Annotated in this window: 15 protein-coding genes; 6 read left to right on the top strand and 9 right to left on the bottom strand. The window is 49.9% G+C overall.

Going from position 1 to position 16,603, the window contains the following annotated elements; translation table 11 throughout:
- Nucleotide 1 precedes the first annotated feature (1 nt).
- The gene (locus tag Q9O24_03400; protein ID MDQ7074197.1) at nucleotides 2–886 is read right to left on the bottom strand and encodes a phosphoribosylaminoimidazolesuccinocarboxamide synthase; all 885 of its coding nucleotides are present in this window, start codon (nucleotides 884–886) and stop codon (nucleotides 2–4) included.
- A gap of 195 nt (nucleotides 887–1,081) precedes the next feature.
- Between Q9O24_03400 and Q9O24_03395 the strand changes: the two genes are divergently transcribed.
- From Q9O24_03395 to Q9O24_03385, 3 genes are all read left to right on the top strand, one after another.
- The gene (locus Q9O24_03395; protein ID MDQ7074196.1) at nucleotides 1,082–2,131 is read left to right on the top strand and encodes a ChuX/HutX family heme-like substrate-binding protein; all 1,050 of its coding nucleotides are present in this window, start codon (nucleotides 1,082–1,084) and stop codon (nucleotides 2,129–2,131) included.
- Nucleotides 2,132–2,268: 137 nt separating this feature from the next.
- On the top strand, nucleotides 2,269–2,763 hold the full coding sequence (gene purE / locus Q9O24_03390) for a 5-(carboxyamino)imidazole ribonucleotide mutase (protein MDQ7074195.1): 495 nt from the start codon (nucleotides 2,269–2,271) through the stop codon (nucleotides 2,761–2,763).
- Nucleotides 2,760–3,914 (top strand): 5-(carboxyamino)imidazole ribonucleotide synthase, encoded by a 1,155-nt coding sequence (locus Q9O24_03385; protein MDQ7074194.1) that lies wholly within the window; start codon nucleotides 2,760–2,762, stop codon nucleotides 3,912–3,914. Before purE ends, Q9O24_03385 begins: the two co-directional genes overlap by 4 nt.
- On the opposite strand, the gene Q9O24_03380 is transcribed toward Q9O24_03385, so the two are convergent.
- The 7 genes from Q9O24_03380 to Q9O24_03350 all read right to left on the bottom strand — a co-directional run bounded on the left by Q9O24_03380 (nucleotide 3,865) and on the right by Q9O24_03350 (nucleotide 12,703).
- Entirely contained in the window at nucleotides 3,865–4,698 is an 834-nt protein-coding gene (locus Q9O24_03380) for a PepSY domain-containing protein (GenBank protein MDQ7074193.1), read from the bottom strand. The two genes, Q9O24_03385 and Q9O24_03380, sit on opposite strands and share 50 nt — an antisense overlap.
- Nucleotides 4,695–5,207 (bottom strand): FMN-binding protein, encoded by a 513-nt coding sequence (locus Q9O24_03375; GenBank protein ID MDQ7074192.1) that lies wholly within the window; start codon nucleotides 5,205–5,207, stop codon nucleotides 4,695–4,697. The genes Q9O24_03380 and Q9O24_03375 overlap by 4 nt, the downstream gene beginning before the upstream one ends.
- 11 nt (nucleotides 5,208–5,218) lie before the next feature.
- Nucleotides 5,219–6,307 (bottom strand): porin, encoded by a 1,089-nt coding sequence (locus Q9O24_03370; GenBank protein ID MDQ7074191.1) that lies wholly within the window; start codon nucleotides 6,305–6,307, stop codon nucleotides 5,219–5,221.
- Between the two features lie 209 nt (nucleotides 6,308–6,516).
- Complete coding sequence (locus Q9O24_03365; GenBank protein MDQ7074190.1) at nucleotides 6,517–7,914, bottom strand: hypothetical protein; 1,398 nt, start codon at nucleotides 7,912–7,914, stop codon at nucleotides 6,517–6,519.
- Between the two features lie 129 nt (nucleotides 7,915–8,043).
- Nucleotides 8,044–9,024: a DmsC/YnfH family molybdoenzyme membrane anchor subunit gene (locus Q9O24_03360; GenBank protein MDQ7074189.1), complete on the bottom strand. Its 981-nt coding sequence runs from the start codon at nucleotides 9,022–9,024 to the stop codon at nucleotides 8,044–8,046.
- Nucleotides 9,025–9,062: 38 nt separating this feature from the next.
- On the bottom strand, nucleotides 9,063–9,794 hold the full coding sequence (locus Q9O24_03355) for a 4Fe-4S dicluster domain-containing protein (GenBank protein ID MDQ7074188.1): 732 nt from the start codon (nucleotides 9,792–9,794) through the stop codon (nucleotides 9,063–9,065).
- 17 nt (nucleotides 9,795–9,811) lie between these two features.
- The gene (locus tag Q9O24_03350; GenBank protein ID MDQ7074187.1) at nucleotides 9,812–12,703 is read right to left on the bottom strand and encodes a molybdopterin oxidoreductase family protein; all 2,892 of its coding nucleotides are present in this window, start codon (nucleotides 12,701–12,703) and stop codon (nucleotides 9,812–9,814) included.
- A gap of 203 nt (nucleotides 12,704–12,906) precedes the next feature.
- On the opposite strand from Q9O24_03350, the gene moaA reads away from it, so the two are divergent.
- The 3 genes from moaA to Q9O24_03335 all read left to right on the top strand — a co-directional run bounded on the left by moaA (nucleotide 12,907) and on the right by Q9O24_03335 (nucleotide 15,741).
- Nucleotides 12,907–13,887, top strand: a complete 981-nt coding sequence (moaA, locus tag Q9O24_03345) for a GTP 3',8-cyclase MoaA (GenBank protein MDQ7074186.1) — start codon at nucleotides 12,907–12,909, stop codon at nucleotides 13,885–13,887.
- An 80-nt stretch (nucleotides 13,888–13,967) separates the two neighbouring features.
- The gene (mpl, locus tag Q9O24_03340; GenBank protein MDQ7074185.1) at nucleotides 13,968–15,338 is read left to right on the top strand and encodes a UDP-N-acetylmuramate:L-alanyl-gamma-D-glutamyl-meso-diaminopimelate ligase; all 1,371 of its coding nucleotides are present in this window, start codon (nucleotides 13,968–13,970) and stop codon (nucleotides 15,336–15,338) included.
- Nucleotides 15,339–15,429: 91 nt separating this feature from the next.
- Nucleotides 15,430–15,741, top strand: a complete 312-nt coding sequence (locus Q9O24_03335) for a hypothetical protein (protein MDQ7074184.1) — start codon at nucleotides 15,430–15,432, stop codon at nucleotides 15,739–15,741.
- Between the two features lie 126 nt (nucleotides 15,742–15,867).
- On the opposite strand, the gene cybH is transcribed toward Q9O24_03335, so the two are convergent.
- Complete coding sequence (gene cybH / locus Q9O24_03330; protein MDQ7074183.1) at nucleotides 15,868–16,596, bottom strand: Ni/Fe-hydrogenase, b-type cytochrome subunit; 729 nt, start codon at nucleotides 16,594–16,596, stop codon at nucleotides 15,868–15,870.
- Nucleotides 16,597–16,603 lie beyond the last annotated feature (7 nt).

The following is a 16,603-nucleotide window of genomic DNA, read 5'->3' as shown; positions in this document are numbered from 1 at the left end:
CCTAAGCCATCAACCGTCGTACCACTTCGGCGTATTTCTCTGTGGTCTGCACCACCACCTCTGCGGGCAGTGCAGGGCCGGGCGCTTCTTTGTTCCAATCCAGAGTTTCTAAATAATCGCGCAAAAATTGTTTGTCAAAACTTGGTGGACTGATCCCCACTTGGTACTGATCTGCTGGCCAAAAACGCGATGAATCGGGGGTCAAAACCTCATCAATCAGCACCAAGTTATCCTCTTCGTCCAAGCCAAATTCAAATTTGGTGTCTGCAATAATAATGCCCCGCTCAGCGGCGTACGTTGCCGCCATACGATAAAGCTTTAAGCTCACCTCACGTACTTCCTCGGCTCGTTTTGCACCCAATAAAGCCACCGTATGCTCAAAATCAACGTTCTGATCATGCGCGCCCACCGCCGCTTTGGTGGACGGGGTATAAATAGATTCAGGAAGTTGGTCAGATAATTGCAACCCCTCAGGCAGTTTCAAGCCACAAACGGCACCGTTACACTGATAATCTTTCCAACCGGAACCGATTAGGTAGCCGCGCACAATCGCTTCAATCGGCAAAGCCCGTAAGCGTTTGACAATAATAGCCCGCCCCTCCGCCTGAGCACGCTCAGCAGGATCAGGCAGCAACGATTCCAGATCCAGCTCTAAGAGCTGATTCGGAATCAAATCAGCACTGCGTTGAAACCAAAAATTTGAGATCTGCGTCAATAACACGCCTTTGCCAGCAACGGGCGTCGGCATAATGACATCAAACGCCGAGATTCTGTCTGTGGTGATGATCAACATTCGTTGAGCGTCGATCTCATAAATATCGCGGACTTTGCCGCGATGGAGAAGTGGCAAACTGGCAATTTGCGTCTCAAATACGCTGTTTAACATTGTGATCTCTTTCATCTTTATGTCATCAAAAGTGGCGACACTTTACCGAAGCTGACTGCACAACGAAAGAGGTTGGTTATTTTTTGATCAGAATTATATTTGTAATGATCGTTAGTATGCTCATAAAGCCTTAATCTATAATAACGACAATAGGAACGTGGGCAGTATACGAAGTTACATCAGGAGGATAAGAGGATGAACTACTACAACGACGAGGGAGCCAAGCTCTCCAGCAGCACCAGACCCTTTTCAAATAAAATCAAAACATCACCGGCATTGCGCTGGTTGGAGCACACCCGAATTCCCTCTCGACGTGTTGAACAACTCAATACGTCACGAGGTCCAATCGCTTTGCCACTGCAAAACGATTGGCAAGCGCTACTGAATCAACTCTACACCCTAGCTACGGTAAGTGTGATCACACGCAATCCGCACGCGACCATCGAGCAAAAAACCGACTTTCAGGCAATCCGTTTTGAGCAGCAGCGCGCAACCCTACACCACAACAATCTCAGTCTGCAATTCTGTTTTGGTGATTGGCAAAGCGGCTTTGCCATCAGTGAAAGCACGCCGCAAGGCATCAGCCACGGCTTTCGTTTTTACGATAAAAATGGCAATGAAACCCACCAGATCAATCTTACCTCAGAGAGTAATTTTGCCGCTTACGAAGCCATTAAGATCACCTTCGCCGATCACAACGCCCCCTTAACCAACGTTGCCAGCCCCATTGAACAAGCGCGTGCTACCGACGAACAAGATCGACACACACTCTGTCAAGATTGGCTCAAGCTGCAAACCCCTCTGGAGCTGGATCAAACCCTTCAGCAGCTGGGACTGCAACGCCTACAAGCCTTTCAATTGGCCGGAGCCGACTTTGCCTACCCAGTGGACATTGCCGAAATTGGCAGCCTCCTGCATGTGGTCAATGATGCCGATTTGCACCTCTGCCTTGGGGTGCGTAACCCTGGTGCGCTACAGATTCACTGCGGCCACATTGAAGTGATTCAAGAGACCGATGAAGGCCACCTGCTGCGCAACAACCACTTTAAAATGAATCTCAACCTAAATAAGGCTCATTCCGCCTGGGTGGTACGAACCCCTCACCCCAAAGGTGAAACGATTGCTTTAGAGTTGTACGGCAACAGTGAACAGCACATTGCGCTAATTTATGCCGACCCCTCCCAACCCAAAGCTCACCATTGGCAACAACTGATGGCGCACCTCACCCCGCTGAAAAACGGCTGAATACAGCAATCAACCGGCCTTGTGTCCCACAAGGTCAAACCGACCGGCTAAAAAAACAGCCCCAATCCCCATTTATTACTGGCGTAATTTCCTTAAGTTAGCGAGAATACGCGGTTTTCCGATTAGCAGGTAAAGTGATGTCAAACCCCATCGTTGGCGTTGTTATGGGCAGTAACAGCGACTGGCCCGTTATGCAGCACGCCGTGGAACAGCTGGAAGCGTTTGGTATTCCTTATGAAGCCAAAGTAGTCTCCGCTCACCGCACCCCTGATCTTCTCTTCGATTATGCTCAGAGCGCTCGCCAACGCGGCCTCAAGTGCATTATTGCCGGAGCCGGTGGCGCGGCGCATCTGCCGGGCATGTTGGCGGCCAAAACCACCCTGCCCATTTTAGGTGTTCCGGTTAATTCTCGTTACCTCAAAGGTCAAGACTCGCTGCTCTCCATTGTGCAAATGCCCAAAGGCATCCCTGTGGCCACCTTTGCCATCGGTGAAGCGGGGGCGGCCAACGCCGCTCTCTACGCCGTCAGTCTGCTGGCCAATAACGATCCTCAATTGGAAGCCGCCCTCGACGACTTCCGTGAACAGCAAAAACAGGCCGTTTTTGCGATGGAGCTGCCCCCAAAATCATGATTCTTCCAGGTGCAACACTCGGTATGCTTGGCGGTGGCCAACTGGGACGCATGTTTGTCGTTGCCGCGCGCACCATGGGTTATCACGTCATCGTGCTCGACCCCGACCCCAACAGCCCCGCTGGGCAAATTGCCGATGAACATCTGCACGCCGCCTACAGCGACGAATGGGCACTGCAACAACTGGCCAAGTCCTGCGATGCCATCACCACCGAATTTGAAAATGTGCCTTCGGCCACTCTGCGCACGCTGGAGCCGCTCTGTCCTGTGCGCCCCGCAGCTTACGCCGTAGAGCTGACCCAAGATCGAATTCGAGAAAAAACCTTTCTGCGCGATGCCGGACTGCCGACAGCACCCTTTCACAGTATCTTAAAAGTTGAAGACATTGCCCCTGCTTTTCATGACCTAGAAGGCCCCGTGGTCTTAAAACGCGCTGCGTTTGGTTACGACGGCAAAGGGCAAGCGATCTGCAACAGCCTTGAAGAGGTGCAAAATGCCTTCCTCTCAATGGGTAAAGTTGCCTGTGTATTAGAGAAAAAAATTAAGCTGGCCATCGAACTGTCGGTGGTGTTAGCCCGCAGTATTGAGGGCACGGTAACCCCCTACCCTGTTGCGGAAAACATCCACGACCATGGAATTCTCGATGTCACTCTGGTACCCGCTCGTATTGATGACAACCTAAAAACACGCGCTTACGCGATGGCAAAGCAGATCTCAGCCGAGCTGGAATATTGCGGCATTATGGCAGTGGAGTTTTTTGTCACCCACGACGATGAAATCATGGTGAATGAAATTGCACCTCGCCCACACAACAGCGGCCACTACACCCTTGATGCCTGTGTCAGTTCCCAATTTGAGCAGCAAGTGCGCATGATGTGCGGACTGCCCGCCGCTGACACTCGCCTATTAAGTCCGGTGGTGATGGTCAATCTATTGGGTGAAGCGTGGGGAGAGAGTCAACCAGAGTGGCAGCTGCTGCTGCAACACAACAACATCAAGCTGCATCTGTACGGCAAACAAGAGGCGCGCCCTGGGCGAAAAATGGGTCACTTCACCGTCATAGATGAAGAGCTAACAAAGGCCAAAGCCTTAGCAGAACAACTTAAACAACGCCTCCAGCCACCTCTACCTCTTGGTTCCGAGTCTGGGTAGCCAAACGCTGACGTTGCAAACGCAAACGCTGCTGGCGCTGTACACGACGGCGTTTAAGCCACATCGCCCAGCCACTGATTGCCATTAACAGCAACAACAACGCCACCACATCAATCAAATAACCGCCCAACAGGCGACCGCTGTGCAAATCCAGCAAAAAACGCTCCCATTGAATCGATTGATAACGCTCCACACTCTGCAATTGCAGCTGCAACGCTTCAGGCAACAATTTTGCCTCTGGCCAAACAACCTCTTGTGGAGCCGATTGCCAATTCAACCACTCGCTGTCCACCTGCCACACACGAAAACGACCTTTCAATAACAACGTGCCATCGCTTAAAGCTTGAATTCCCATCGGTACATCGGGTAAACCGGCTCCAGGCACCAGCTGCTCAATCAATTCACCCTGAACGGTCAACAACAGCAGACCCTCTTCACAGGCCAACACCCACTCACCATTGCTGCGCGCCACGCCGTGCAAACGACAAGAATCAGCGACTTTATTTTGATCAAGATAGACCCCATTGCCCAGAGAAGAGAACCAATGTCCTGCCACAACATAACCGTAAATGGGTTTGTTATGAATGCCGTACCAATCTAAGACCAGCTCATTTTCAACGTAATTTTTATCCAGATCAAAGTCGTTGCTGTGAACCAGCAACCAACCACTCACCACCATAAACAATATTAAAAAGGCCGCACTCAAACCAAAATAACGGTGTACTTTAATCACTGCCACCTGCCCAACACCTTGAGTCCTCCGTGATGTTCGCCGATCTCTCATGGATCCACCTTTTTATCCAGCAACAGTGCCAAGCGCGCCAATTTACTCACCGCTCGAACCGACAACGTTGCCCCAGAAATATTATCCACAGCCTGATCCAAGCGCTTTTCCGCACTCAAAACACGGCCTTTAAATTGATCGGTAAAAAAACTGTGGCGCACTTCCCAACCCCGGCTTTCACGAAACACCAACACCTGCAGACGTTCAATGCGTTGATCTTTAACCACCACCCCTGTGGTGATCGGTTTTTCTTTACCGACTTCGTCCAGAATCCACGCGGAACGTTGATCATCCTTCCAATAACGTACCCGAGCTTTTTTATAACGATGCCCCAAGATGTCTCGCACCTCGGTAGCCAATGCACCACTCAGCCACACTACTTGGGATTTTGGGACGTTTTTTGGCGCAAACGTCTGTTGCAAAAAATCCTGTGGCGAAAGATAGACTTCAGCCATGCTTTGCGCAGAAAACAACAGCAAACCAAGCAATAAAACTCTGACTTTTTTCATTACACTTCCCACTAAAATTGGTAACCCACACCAAGATTAAGTGCCTGCAAATCGCCTGCTGACTGATTGCTCTGCTGGTAATCCAGCTTCACCACCACATCCTCATGCAGCCACCAGTTCACCCCAAAATCCAGCTGCTCTTGGTCAATATCCCGCACCGTCTGCCAGCTATTTTGACGCACGAACACACCCCATTGAGGGTTAAGGCGATACGCGGCTTCCAGATAACCGCCCTGCTGACGGTCTTTCTTTAACAACCGAGCTTGCCTGCCTTCAATATTCCAAACGGCGTACAACGCCTTCAAACTCAAAGCCCCAGACTGCCAAACCAAATGGCTTTCATAAAGCTGCGCGGCACCCAGCGAATCACTGGCAGACTGATTTAGATCCGACTGATGTTGCAGCGCCAAAGAGAACAGCAGACCAGCAAGGCCGCTGTAATTCAGCCGACCGGTGACCGCCCACGCATTGCCATTGGCGTTAGCCGAACGCTGCCGCCCTTTACGCAGGTCAACGCTGTCACTGACGTTCAAGCCGCTGTGCAAAGCAACATCATAAGAAATCCCACTGGCAAACTGCTGCGACAACATGGCACCGCTCTCCCACCAGGTAGCAGGAACAATGATTTTCTCAATCGGGTTGCGCTCAACACCGTAAAATCGCGGCGGCTCATGAGTTTCGTTAATAATACCAATGGGCAACAAGAACAAGCCTAGTTTTACTTCCGTTCCTGATCTCGGTGTCAAACTGATGTAAGACTGTTCCAGCTCCAACGCCCCAGCCTGACCCTCACCCACCATCGCATGCTCCACTTCCAGCTCAGAAAAGAAACGGATCTTCTCGCTGAACTCATGGCTCATAAAGAGCACCCAACGGTGGAAGTCGATTTTATTATTTCCCTTCTCATTCGCTTGATAGTGCAGTTCACCGTAAGAACCAAATTGAGTGGCTTGAGTAGCCACACCGCTACCGCCCTGCTCCAGCATGTCCGCCAAAGCCTCTATCTGCGCTTCCAACTGCTCAATTCGCGCTTCGTCCACCGCCGCTGACAGCCACTGAGGAAACACCAACAGCAACAACAGTAAAACTCGATTTCTCATTCCAAGCATCCAGTAATAAAAACTCGACAAGACTCTAATGCAAATGACAATGATTTTCAATTGCATTTACATAAAAAGCGCCCATCCAAAACAACACATTGTCAAAAAGCAGCTCGTTCACCGCCACTTAAATCCTTTTCAGTGCCAAAACATTCGGCAGATCCAAACACTTCTTGAAGAAAACAGTAGGAATAAAAAAACAGATCAAGCTACAACAACTCACTCTCAAGCAGCGGCTGATCTGCCAGCCCAAAACTGAGTGGTTCCATATTACTCGCCAGTGGCAGTAACAAATCTGCTGTATAAAAACGGGCTTTCGTATCCAGATCAGCACACCAACGTTCATCTACCAAAGCCATCACTTGCTGCTGACGTGCTGGTTTTAAAATGAAACTGCTCGTTTGATTGCTCAACACCGTTCCCGCTTTCAAAGCGATGGCGGCATTTGACAACCCCTTGAGTTCACCCTCAGCATCGTATTGCAAAACAAACTCTTCACCCACTCCCTGCAAACGGCCATTCAAATCATTGGCTCGACGATGTTGATACAAAAAGACCAAAGACCTGCCCGACAACTCAGTCGGTGAAAGACGCTCACCGGCCATAACCGACTTACCCAAAAAAAGAGTCTCTTCCGCATGGTAGAGACGATAATGCTGCACCTGTAAATCATATTCATAACGCGCCAGACAGAGACTATTTTCTGCTTCCAACGCAGCATTGTTGTTTTGATCTTCGACACGATAAAAATAATCGTCATTAAAGACAACGACAAAACGCAATTCAGCAGACTCTAAGCCAGACATTTCACGTTGATAACTGAGACCACGGCCACTCTTTTCCTGATCATTGAAAACAAAATGAAGAGCCTGTTCAAAAGAGTCACCCAGATTAATAAACCCCACCTCTGTTTGACCAAAACTGTTTTCTAAACTCCATAACGAACCGCGCAGGGTGTTTATTTCATTGCCCAAATAATCGTACTGATCAGACAACAGGGTGGAAAAATTCATTCGAAACTGACCGTAAGGACGATCCAAATTGACCGCAGATAAAATTTCCAGTTCAATTAACATCGTCGCCGACTTTTTCTCTATTGCACCCCATGTTTTTGACCCCATATTTGGAATCCAAATTTGCACCTGTTGAGAACTCTGATTGTTCAACCGGGTGGAATTCAAAATCCACAATTGTTCCTCCTCCTCAACTGACATCCCTTGACAGTTTTTTGGATTAAGAAAAACGCGATAATCACCCTGATTAACCTTCTCTGAAAAATTCGATTGCGCTAATAAACAGAGTAAAAAATTAATACGATGTAAAGGCTGCATCGACACCTCATTGACTGTGGTCTCCATTTCATCAAGAGCATAATCAGAATTGCCACCGCTTAAACCGGCTAAGCGTTTCGGCAAACGTTGCAGTAGCCCTTTTTTTGGCTGAATAAAATCCAAGCTTCTAGGCATAGATAAACCCTGAATCGAATCCTTTTTTTCAGCAACAGTGGAATTATCTCCACCCAACAAAAATGAATTAGGATCAACAATATCGTTGTCCGCACACCCCACAAGAGACACAATAAAATAAAAAGCCGCACATTGCCGCATAATAATTCCCATAAAATAGGCAGAAAAATCAAGCTAAGTCAATAACCTAACGACAACAAAACAGCAAAATTAAGACAAAAAAAATGGCCTGAGAACAGGCCACCTGATAAGGATGTAAACAGCAAACGATTAGGAAATTTGCTGGTAATAGAGGTTCTGTGGGTGTTTTGCTTCGGCAAAAAAGAACCAACGTTCCGCAATCAATCCCACATATTGCAATACAAACGCCGCCACCAAAACCACAGAAGAGTCATTCGCTTGACCGATCAACAAAAACGCAACCGGCAAAGGGAAAACCAAGAGCAAAAACAGCGTACGCATGTTTCTCACCACCAACTCTGATTTACCATGAAAAAATTCACGGGTATTAAAAGAGCCACCCATAGAACCTTGTGATTTTTGCACCACTTTGGTGTGACGCACCCCAATTGCGGTTTGCGTGGTCGAACGGCCTCTTAATTTGGCGTTACGCAACAGAGAAGCACCACGTCCTACTGCGGCCAAAACGGTCAAAATCAACGCCCAGTTAAGATAAAACGCCAACAAATCGGGAGCGGCATAAGCGGCAAACACCGTCGCCAACGTAAAACCCGAAGCGCTGCCCAACAGAGTGAAGTTCAACACCGTAAGAGGCGAATGCCACTCTTGCAAAAACTTCAAACAGGCGTAAATCATCCCCGTGCAGACAAACAAAATAAGAGACACAAAGGTTGCCACAAAGCCCACCAACAGACTGGCATCAACGGGAATAGACGCACTGAGATGAAACAAAGGCTGAGTCCACTGCATGTAGTGAATCAAACCGTACAGCGCCAAGAAAAACATAAAGATGGGCAATACAATCACCTCACGAGACAGCCAAGAGGTGCGCCACATGGCCATCGAACGCCACGCCCGTTCAGGGTGTCCCAGATGAAAGAAAGAGGCGATCAAGCCGCCGCCCATCAAAAACAGCGCCACAAAACTGCCCAAACCGTAAAAGGTTTGGTCGTCTTGAGCGGGAATAAAATCAAGCAGCGAATACACTTGCCCTGTAAACAGAGCCAAAAACAACCCCTGACCAGCACCGATCAGGGTGGTTAAAAAAATCACAGAAAATGCCGGATGCATAATAAAACACCTAAATATCGTTAAAACAAAAGGCGAGACTACCAGCTGGTGGTCTCATCCAAAGTCTGTTTGTCACTGGGAAGGTCAGACAACAAACCCTCTTTTTTCAGTGGGTTATCTGCTCGAATCAACTCATCCTGATGGATGTTCATCGTCGTCTTACGACGCGGCAGATAATGATTGGCTGGATGGGTACTCCACTCAGGCATCAACTGATAACCGGCACGTTCCCGAATCGCAATGGAGACATCGGATTCAGGATCATGCACATCACCAAACAGACGCGCACTGGTAGGACACGACATCACACAGGCAGGCAGACGCTCTTCTTCCGGTTTACTCAAATCGTAAATTCGATCCACACACAAAGTGCATTTTTTCATCACCTTCTGCTCTTCATCAAATTCACGCGCCCCATAAGGACACGCCCAAGAGCAGTATTTACAGCCAATGCACTTGTCGTAATCCACCAGCACAATGCCGTCTTCTTTGCGCTTGTAACTCGCTCCCGTAGGGCAGACCGGCACACAAGGTGGATCTTCGCAATGCAGACAGCTTTTCGGGAAATGGATCGTCTCCGTCTCTGGAAAAGTACCCGCTTCGTAGGTCTGCACACGGTTAAAAAAGGTCCCCGTAGGGTCTTTATCGTAGGCACTTTGATCCGTCATCGGACCGGCGGCACCCGCCGTATTCCACTCTTTACAACTGGTCACACACGCGTGGCAGCCCACACAAACGTTTAAATCAATTACCAAGGCCAATTGAGTCATTTTATTCTCTTCCTTTGCTAGCGCTTACCAAAACCAAACACACGCGCCACCACATTGGAGATCTTAGTGGGCATACCCGGCACGGCTTTCACCGGCTTAAACTGCGGATAACTCTGTTTTGGTTCATCTGCTCCCGCCTTATAAATCTTCACCCGCACGTCGTACCATGCCGCTTGACCCGTGATCGGATCAGAGTTGGAAAGATGCGGTCCTGCTTCGCACGCTGGCAACTCTTCAGAAATCACGTGATTAAGCAAAAAGCCTTTTTGTGACTCATTGGCTTTGGGCGACAAACCCCAAGAACCGGCGGCTTTACCAATCGCATTCCAAGTCCAAACCGTACCAGGTTCGACGGCCTCCGAATAACGACACATGCAGCGCACCTTGCCGTGTGCCGATTCCGCCCACATCCAGTCACCATCACCAATCTGCTGCGCTTGCGCGGTACGCGGATTGACGTACATGTAATTGTGCGTATGAATCTGACGCAACCACGCATTCTGCGAATCCCACGAGTGGTACATCGCCATCGGGCGTTGGGTCAGGGCATTCAATGGATAATTTTGTGTATCCACTAATTGCGATTCCAGTGGCTCATGGTAAAAGGGCAAGGGATCAAAATAGGTCTCTACCCGTTTACGCAAACGTTCCGGCGGCACTCGCCCACCTGGGTTTTTACCCTGAGCGGCAAGACGAAATTTCTGCAACACCTCAGAGTAAATATGGATGTTGATCGGCTCTTCGTATTTGGTCAGACCGTGGGCGTGCGCCCAGTTAAGATAGCCTTTGTTCCAGTTACGCATGTACTGGAAAGATTTTGGCAGCTTATGGTGATAGACGCAGTTGTTCTTCTCGTACATCTCCCACTGACGAGGATTTGGCTCACCCCGCATAAACTTCTCGCCACCCTTGCCGCGCCAGCCAGAAAGGAAACCAATACCCGAACCAGGCTCGGTCTCAAAGTTGATAATAAAATCAGGGTAATCACGGTATTTACGCTCACCTTTGTCGTTCACAAACGCAGGCAAACCGAGACGAGTTCCCATTTCCACCAACACATCTTGGAACGGCTTACAGTCACCTTTCGGTGGCACCACAGGGATGCGCACCGAATCTGCTGGCCCATCAAATTCAGAAATGGGACGATCCAACATCGACATCGCATCGTGACGCTCCAGATAAGTGGTATCGGGCAACACCAGATCGGCAAAAGCCACCGTCTCGGAGAAATAGGCATCCGCCACAATCAAGAAGGGGATTTTATATTCACCGTTCTCATCTTTATCCGCCAACATCATGCGGGCATCCTCTGGGTTCATAGAGGAGTTCCAGGCCATATTGGCCATAAAGAGCAGCATGGTGTCGATTTTATAGGGATCGCCACGCCACGCATTGGTAATCGCATTGTGCATCAAACCGTGTACCGAGAGCGGGTACTCCCAAGAAAACGCTTTATCCAGACGCACCGGCTCCCCCTTGTCGTCCACAAACAGATCATCAGGATCGGCAGGCCAGCCCAAGGGCATCCCATCCAAGGGTGTATTCGGCTGCACCGCCTCCGGCCCTTTGGGTGGTTTAGCACAAGGAGGAATCGGACGGGGGAACGGGGCTTTATGGCGAAAGCCCCCAGGACGATCAATCGTACCCAGGAGGGTCATTAAAATACTCAACGCCCGAATCGACTGAAAACCATTTGAGTGGGCAGCCAAGCCACGCATGGCGTGAAACGCCACCGGATTACCGGTTACCGTATCATGCTCTTTGCCCCAGGTATCAGTCCACTGGATCGGCAACTCGATCTTCTGATCGCGTGCCGTCACCCCCATTTCATACGCCAAACGGCGAATGGTCTCAGCTGAAATACCCGTGATGCCCGCAGCCCACTCGGGTGTGTACTCTTCCAACCGGTCTTTCAACAGTTGAAAAGAGGGTTTAACTCCAGTGCCGTCTTCCAATTGGAATGCGCCCAGCAAGCGCGGCTCACTGTCTGGCGTACGGGTAAAGACCGCCTTGTCTTCCTTACCTGACCACCACAATTTATTTTGTGGCTCAAAACAGCCCTCTTCTTCCGACACTTCGCGACGCACAAACATACCGCTTTCGGAACTCTCTTCATTCAAGTTCACCAATTCAGGCGCATTGGTGTAGTCAATCAAAAACTCACGGTCATACAACCCATTTTTGATCAGCTCATGGTTCAGCGCCATGATCAAAGCACCGTCAGTTCCTGGTTTGATCGGCACCCACTCATCGGCGATGGCCGAATAACCGGTACGAATGGGGTTAATGGAGATAAAACGACCACCGCTGCGTTTGAACTTAGACAGCGCCATTTTCATCGGATTGGAATGATGATCCTCAGCGGTACCGATCATGATAAAGAGCTTGGCGCGATCCAAATCCGGCCCTCCAAACTCCCAAAAGGAACCACCGATGGTGTAGATCATGCCAGCGGCCATATTGACCGAGCAAAACCCGCCGTGAGCGGCGTAGTTGGGGGTACCAAACTGTTTCGCAAACAGGCCGGTCAACGCCTGCATCTGATCACGGCCAGTAAAGAGAGCAAATTTTTTCGGGTCTTCTGCGCGAATTTTACTTAAACGTTCTTCCATGATTTTGAACGCTTGATCCCAACTGATCTCATCAAACTTCGCTTCACCACGCACAGAATTAGCACGGCGCAACAGCGGTTTGGTCAAACGTCCAGGGGAGTTCTGCTTCATAATCCCCGAAGCGCCCTTGGCACAGAGCACGCCTTTATTCAAGGGATGGTCGGGGTTACCTTCAATGTAACGTATCTTGCCATCGCGCAAAGTTACTTTAATTCCACAGCGACAGGCACACATGTAACAGGTGGTTTTTTTTACCTCGTCCCCGCCTTGCTGCTCAATATTTACCGTTGTATCCATTAAACTGATCCCATCTCAACACACGTTTATTCTAAAAGTGACCATATCTTGGCGTTTTAGAATATAATAATCAAAGAATTTTACCTTATTCTGATATAGAAAAAACTAATAAGCATTAAAATAAACTTATACAGGAATAAAGCACCTTAAAAAGAGCGCCTTCGCAGCGTTTATTTTTCAGGTTTAAGCCTATAATCAAAACCATGACTCAACTTATCGACCAATTCAAACGCCCCATCGAATACGTTCGCCTCTCGGTGACCGATCGCTGCGACCTGCGCTGCTTTTACTGCATGCCCGAAGACCACCACGAATTTCAAGAACCTGAAGAGTGGCTCAGCTTCGATGAAGTTGAACGGGTTATCGGCGCATTCACCCGCCTCGGTGTCAGTCGCATCCGCATCACTGGCGGAGAACCTCTTGTACGACGTAACGTCGATCAACTGGTGAAAAAGCTCGCCGTGCTGCCTGGTTTAGACGACCTCTCCATGAGCACCAACGCCGTCAGCCTGAGCCGATTTGCCCAACCGCTCTACGCAGCCGGTGTGCGCCGCCTTAACGTCAGCCTCGACACCCTGCAAGCCGAACGTTTTAAAACCATCACCAAAGGCAAACTGGATAAGGTCATCAAGGGTTTGATGGCCGCCAAAGAGGCGGGCTTTTCGCCGATCAAAATCAACATGGTGGTGATGAAAGGCATCAACGACGACGAAGTCGAAGACATGGTCGAGTTTTGCCTCAAACACGACTTCACCCTGCGTTTTATCGAAACCATGCCCATGGGCAGCAGCGGCCTGGAAGCCACGGATCACTACCAAGATCTGCAAGAGATCAAACACCGCCTGCAACAGCGTTACGACCTGATCCCCGGTTTTATGCCCGGTGGCGGTCCGGCGCGTTATTACAACATCGCCGGTAGCAAGGCCAACATCGGTTTTATCACCCCCATCTCGCAGCACTTCTGCGACACCTGCAACCGCGTGCGCCTCTCAGCCGACGGCACGCTCTACATGTGCCTTGGCCAAGAACACAACTTCCCACTGCGCCCACTGCTGCGTGCAGGCATCAGTGATCACGAGCTGGAAAACGCCATTCGAGCGGCCATTGATCTCAAACCAGAAAAACACGAGTTCAACGAAAACCCCGAGCAAGTGGTGCGTTTTATGTCGTTTACGGGTGGTTAACAACCAGACGAACCCAGATCAAATTACTCTCTAGGTGTGCCATACTCCCTCCTCTCTTACCACCCTAGGATCGCCCCCTCATGCACCTTCACATCCTCGGAATCTGCGGTACCTTTATGGGCGGCATCGCCCTGCTGGCGCGTGAAATGGGGCATCGTGTCACCGGCTCCGATGCCAACGTCTACCCGCCCATGAGCACCCAACTGGAAGCAGCAGGAATCACCCTGATGGAGGGCTACGCTGCCGAACACCTCGACCCCGAACCCGATCTGATCGTGGTGGGCAATGCGATGTCACGGGGCAATCCTGCTGTGGAACAGATGCTCAATCGCAATTTCAATTACTGCTCCGGCCCGCAGTGGCTCTCAGAACATCTGCTGCACAATCGCTGGGTGTTGGCCGTCGCCGGTACCCACGGCAAAACCACCACCAGCAGCATGATCGCTTGGATTTTAGAGTACGCGGGAATGAATCCTGGCTACTTGATCGGGGGCATTCCAGCCAACTTTGGCGAATCAGCACGCCTCGGTGAGTCACCCTTTTTTGTTGTGGAAGCGGACGAATACGACACCGCCTTTTTTGACAAGCGCTCCAAGTTTGTCCACTACCGCCCACGCACCGTGGTGCTGAACAACTTGGAGTTCGATCATGCCGACATCTTCGATGATCTGGAAGCGATCAAACGCCAATTTCACCATCTGGTGCGAATTGTACCCAGCCAAGGTCTGCTGCTGGTGAATCAAGACGAAGCCAATTTAACAGACGTGTTAGCCCGTGGCTGCTGGACACCACAGGAGCATTTCTCCAGCCGAGATTCAGCTGACTGGTCGGTCAAACGCTGTTTTGACAACGGCACTGATTTTGAGCTGAGTGATCCCGACAACAAAACCCACCGACTCAACTGGGATCTGCTTGGCAAGCACAACCGCACCAACGCACTGGCGGCCATCGCCGCTGCTCGTCACGCAGGCATTCCCGTTGCCCAAGCGGTGGAGGCTCTGTCTCAATTCAAAGGCATCAAACGGCGACTGGAGAAGATCGGCACGGTCAACAACATCACTCTCTACGATGATTTTGCCCACCACCCCACCGCCATCGAAACCACCTTAGCCGGTCTGCGTGCTGCTCACCCCAGCGCCCGTTTGGTCGCCATTCTGGAGCCGCGTTCCAACACCATGCGGCTGGGCATTCACAAAGAGACCTTGGCTCACTCGCTGCGAGTTGCCGACGTTATTCACCTCTACCAGTCCAAAGGGTTGGAGTGGTCTATGCAAGACGTTATTAAACCCTTAGGGAAACGCGCTCATCTGAATGAAGAGATCGAACCGCTCATCGCCGAGCTGTGCCACACCTTGCAAGCGGGAGATCAGGTGGTGATCATGAGCAACGGCGCATTTGCCGGTCTGCACCTCAAACTGTTGGATGCGCTGCAAAAAAAATATGCGGATTAAGTCACAATCCAAACCGTTGTGAGCGAATTTCAGCCGCTACACTTACTCTAAGGAATACGAGATAAGTACGTTGTCATGGGAGGAACCCACAATGAAAAACAATAAAACAAGCCATCCACAGCACTGCTTTTGCCAAATTTCAGCCGAAGAGCTCTGGCCGTGGATCGAGAAACGCTACCAGCACGGCATCAGCACCATCGAGCTGCTTAACTCCACTGATGACCCTCACCAACAGGAGCTGATCAGCATCGTGGCGTTGTTGGATGTGGATGACGATATTCTGCTGCAAGCGATGAAAAACGTGCCGCTTTCGGAGCAGCATATTTTAGCCTGCCGAGAGAGTGTTAAGGCGCTGATGTTGGGGTCACACCCCAACTACAAAAAAGAATTAGACCTCGCCTAATCACGACAGCACCCTCTATTTTAGGCAAAAAAATAGCGCGGAAAACCGCGCTAAAGCTCGTACATAATAGAACGAGAGAGGGAATTTAAGGCGCTTTTAATGCGCCAATTCAAATGAAAAGTAAGATCAACTTTTCTTATCGTGATCCTCATCCGCCGCTTTGCCATCATCACGAAACATGCGCCAGCCACCAATCATAGTACTGACAATGGATTGGCGAGACATAATGTCTTCACGAATTGCCACATAAATGTGCACAATCACAAAGCAGATAATGACCCACATCACCAAATGATGCCAAGTGTGTAGGTCTTGGCTTTGACCAAACAGCGGAATCATCCAAGAGCTAAACATCTCAAACTGCCAAGACCCCATGCCCGTACCTTCACCGTACAGAGCAAAACCGGTAAAGAGCATAAAAATCAGGCTCCATAACAGCAGCACATGCATGGCTAACATCGCCAAAGGGTTGTGACCAATGTACTTACGTGGCTCCTTGGCCATAAAAGAATACCATTTCACCTCATGCCAGACTCCCTCCCAAAATGTCCCACTGAAAATCGGCGGAAAAAACAGTTGGCGAGCATGTGAGTTACCGACAAACGCCCAGTAGACGCGGAACAAAAATCCAACGGCAAGAATATAACCCGCTGCAAAATGGGTAAACCGAATGTAACCCATTAAGAAGTTATCGTGCGCCTCACCCGGCACACTTGGCAAAGGGCTGGCGATGAAATAACCCGTCAGCGCCAAAACCGTAATTGCCAAGGCATTGATCCAATGCCAGATACGCAGCGGTGCTTCATACACATACACCGCTGCCTCAGCATGATTGCTTGTTACTTTTGTTGTCATTGCAAAA

Source organism: Gammaproteobacteria bacterium, from assembly GCA_030949385.1.
GTDB lineage: Bacteria > Pseudomonadota > Gammaproteobacteria > JAUZRS01 > JAUZRS01 > JAUZRS01.
The sequence above is the reverse complement of the archived record's forward strand: the minus strand, read 5'-3'. Positions and strand labels throughout refer to the sequence as shown.

Excerpts from the sequence above, each read along its gene's own strand:
- Q9O24_03400 (MDQ7074197.1), bottom strand. The coding sequence starts at position 886 with ATGTTAAACAGCGTATTTGAGACGCAAATTGCCAGTTTGCCACTTCTC.
- Q9O24_03395 (MDQ7074196.1), top strand. The coding sequence starts at position 1,082 with ATGAACTACTACAACGACGAGGGAGCCAAGCTCTCCAGCAGCACCAGA.
- purE (MDQ7074195.1), top strand. The coding sequence starts at position 2,269 with ATGTCAAACCCCATCGTTGGCGTTGTTATGGGCAGTAACAGCGACTGG.
- Q9O24_03385 (MDQ7074194.1), top strand. The coding sequence starts at position 2,760 with ATGATTCTTCCAGGTGCAACACTCGGTATGCTTGGCGGTGGCCAACTG.
- Q9O24_03380 (MDQ7074193.1), bottom strand. The coding sequence starts at position 4,698 with ATGAGAGATCGGCGAACATCACGGAGGACTCAAGGTGTTGGGCAGGTG.
- Q9O24_03375 (MDQ7074192.1), bottom strand. The coding sequence starts at position 5,207 with ATGAAAAAAGTCAGAGTTTTATTGCTTGGTTTGCTGTTGTTTTCTGCG.
- Q9O24_03370 (MDQ7074191.1), bottom strand. The coding sequence starts at position 6,307 with ATGAGAAATCGAGTTTTACTGTTGTTGCTGTTGGTGTTTCCTCAGTGG.
- Q9O24_03365 (MDQ7074190.1), bottom strand. The coding sequence starts at position 7,914 with ATGCGGCAATGTGCGGCTTTTTATTTTATTGTGTCTCTTGTGGGGTGT.
- Q9O24_03360 (MDQ7074189.1), bottom strand. The coding sequence starts at position 9,024 with ATGCATCCGGCATTTTCTGTGATTTTTTTAACCACCCTGATCGGTGCT.
- Q9O24_03355 (MDQ7074188.1), bottom strand. The coding sequence starts at position 9,794 with ATGACTCAATTGGCCTTGGTAATTGATTTAAACGTTTGTGTGGGCTGC.
- Q9O24_03350 (MDQ7074187.1), bottom strand. The coding sequence starts at position 12,703 with ATGGATACAACGGTAAATATTGAGCAGCAAGGCGGGGACGAGGTAAAA.
- moaA (MDQ7074186.1), top strand. The coding sequence starts at position 12,907 with ATGACTCAACTTATCGACCAATTCAAACGCCCCATCGAATACGTTCGC.
- mpl (MDQ7074185.1), top strand. The coding sequence starts at position 13,968 with ATGCACCTTCACATCCTCGGAATCTGCGGTACCTTTATGGGCGGCATC.
- Q9O24_03335 (MDQ7074184.1), top strand. The coding sequence starts at position 15,430 with ATGAAAAACAATAAAACAAGCCATCCACAGCACTGCTTTTGCCAAATT.
- cybH (MDQ7074183.1), bottom strand. The coding sequence starts at position 16,596 with ATGACAACAAAAGTAACAAGCAATCATGCTGAGGCAGCGGTGTATGTG.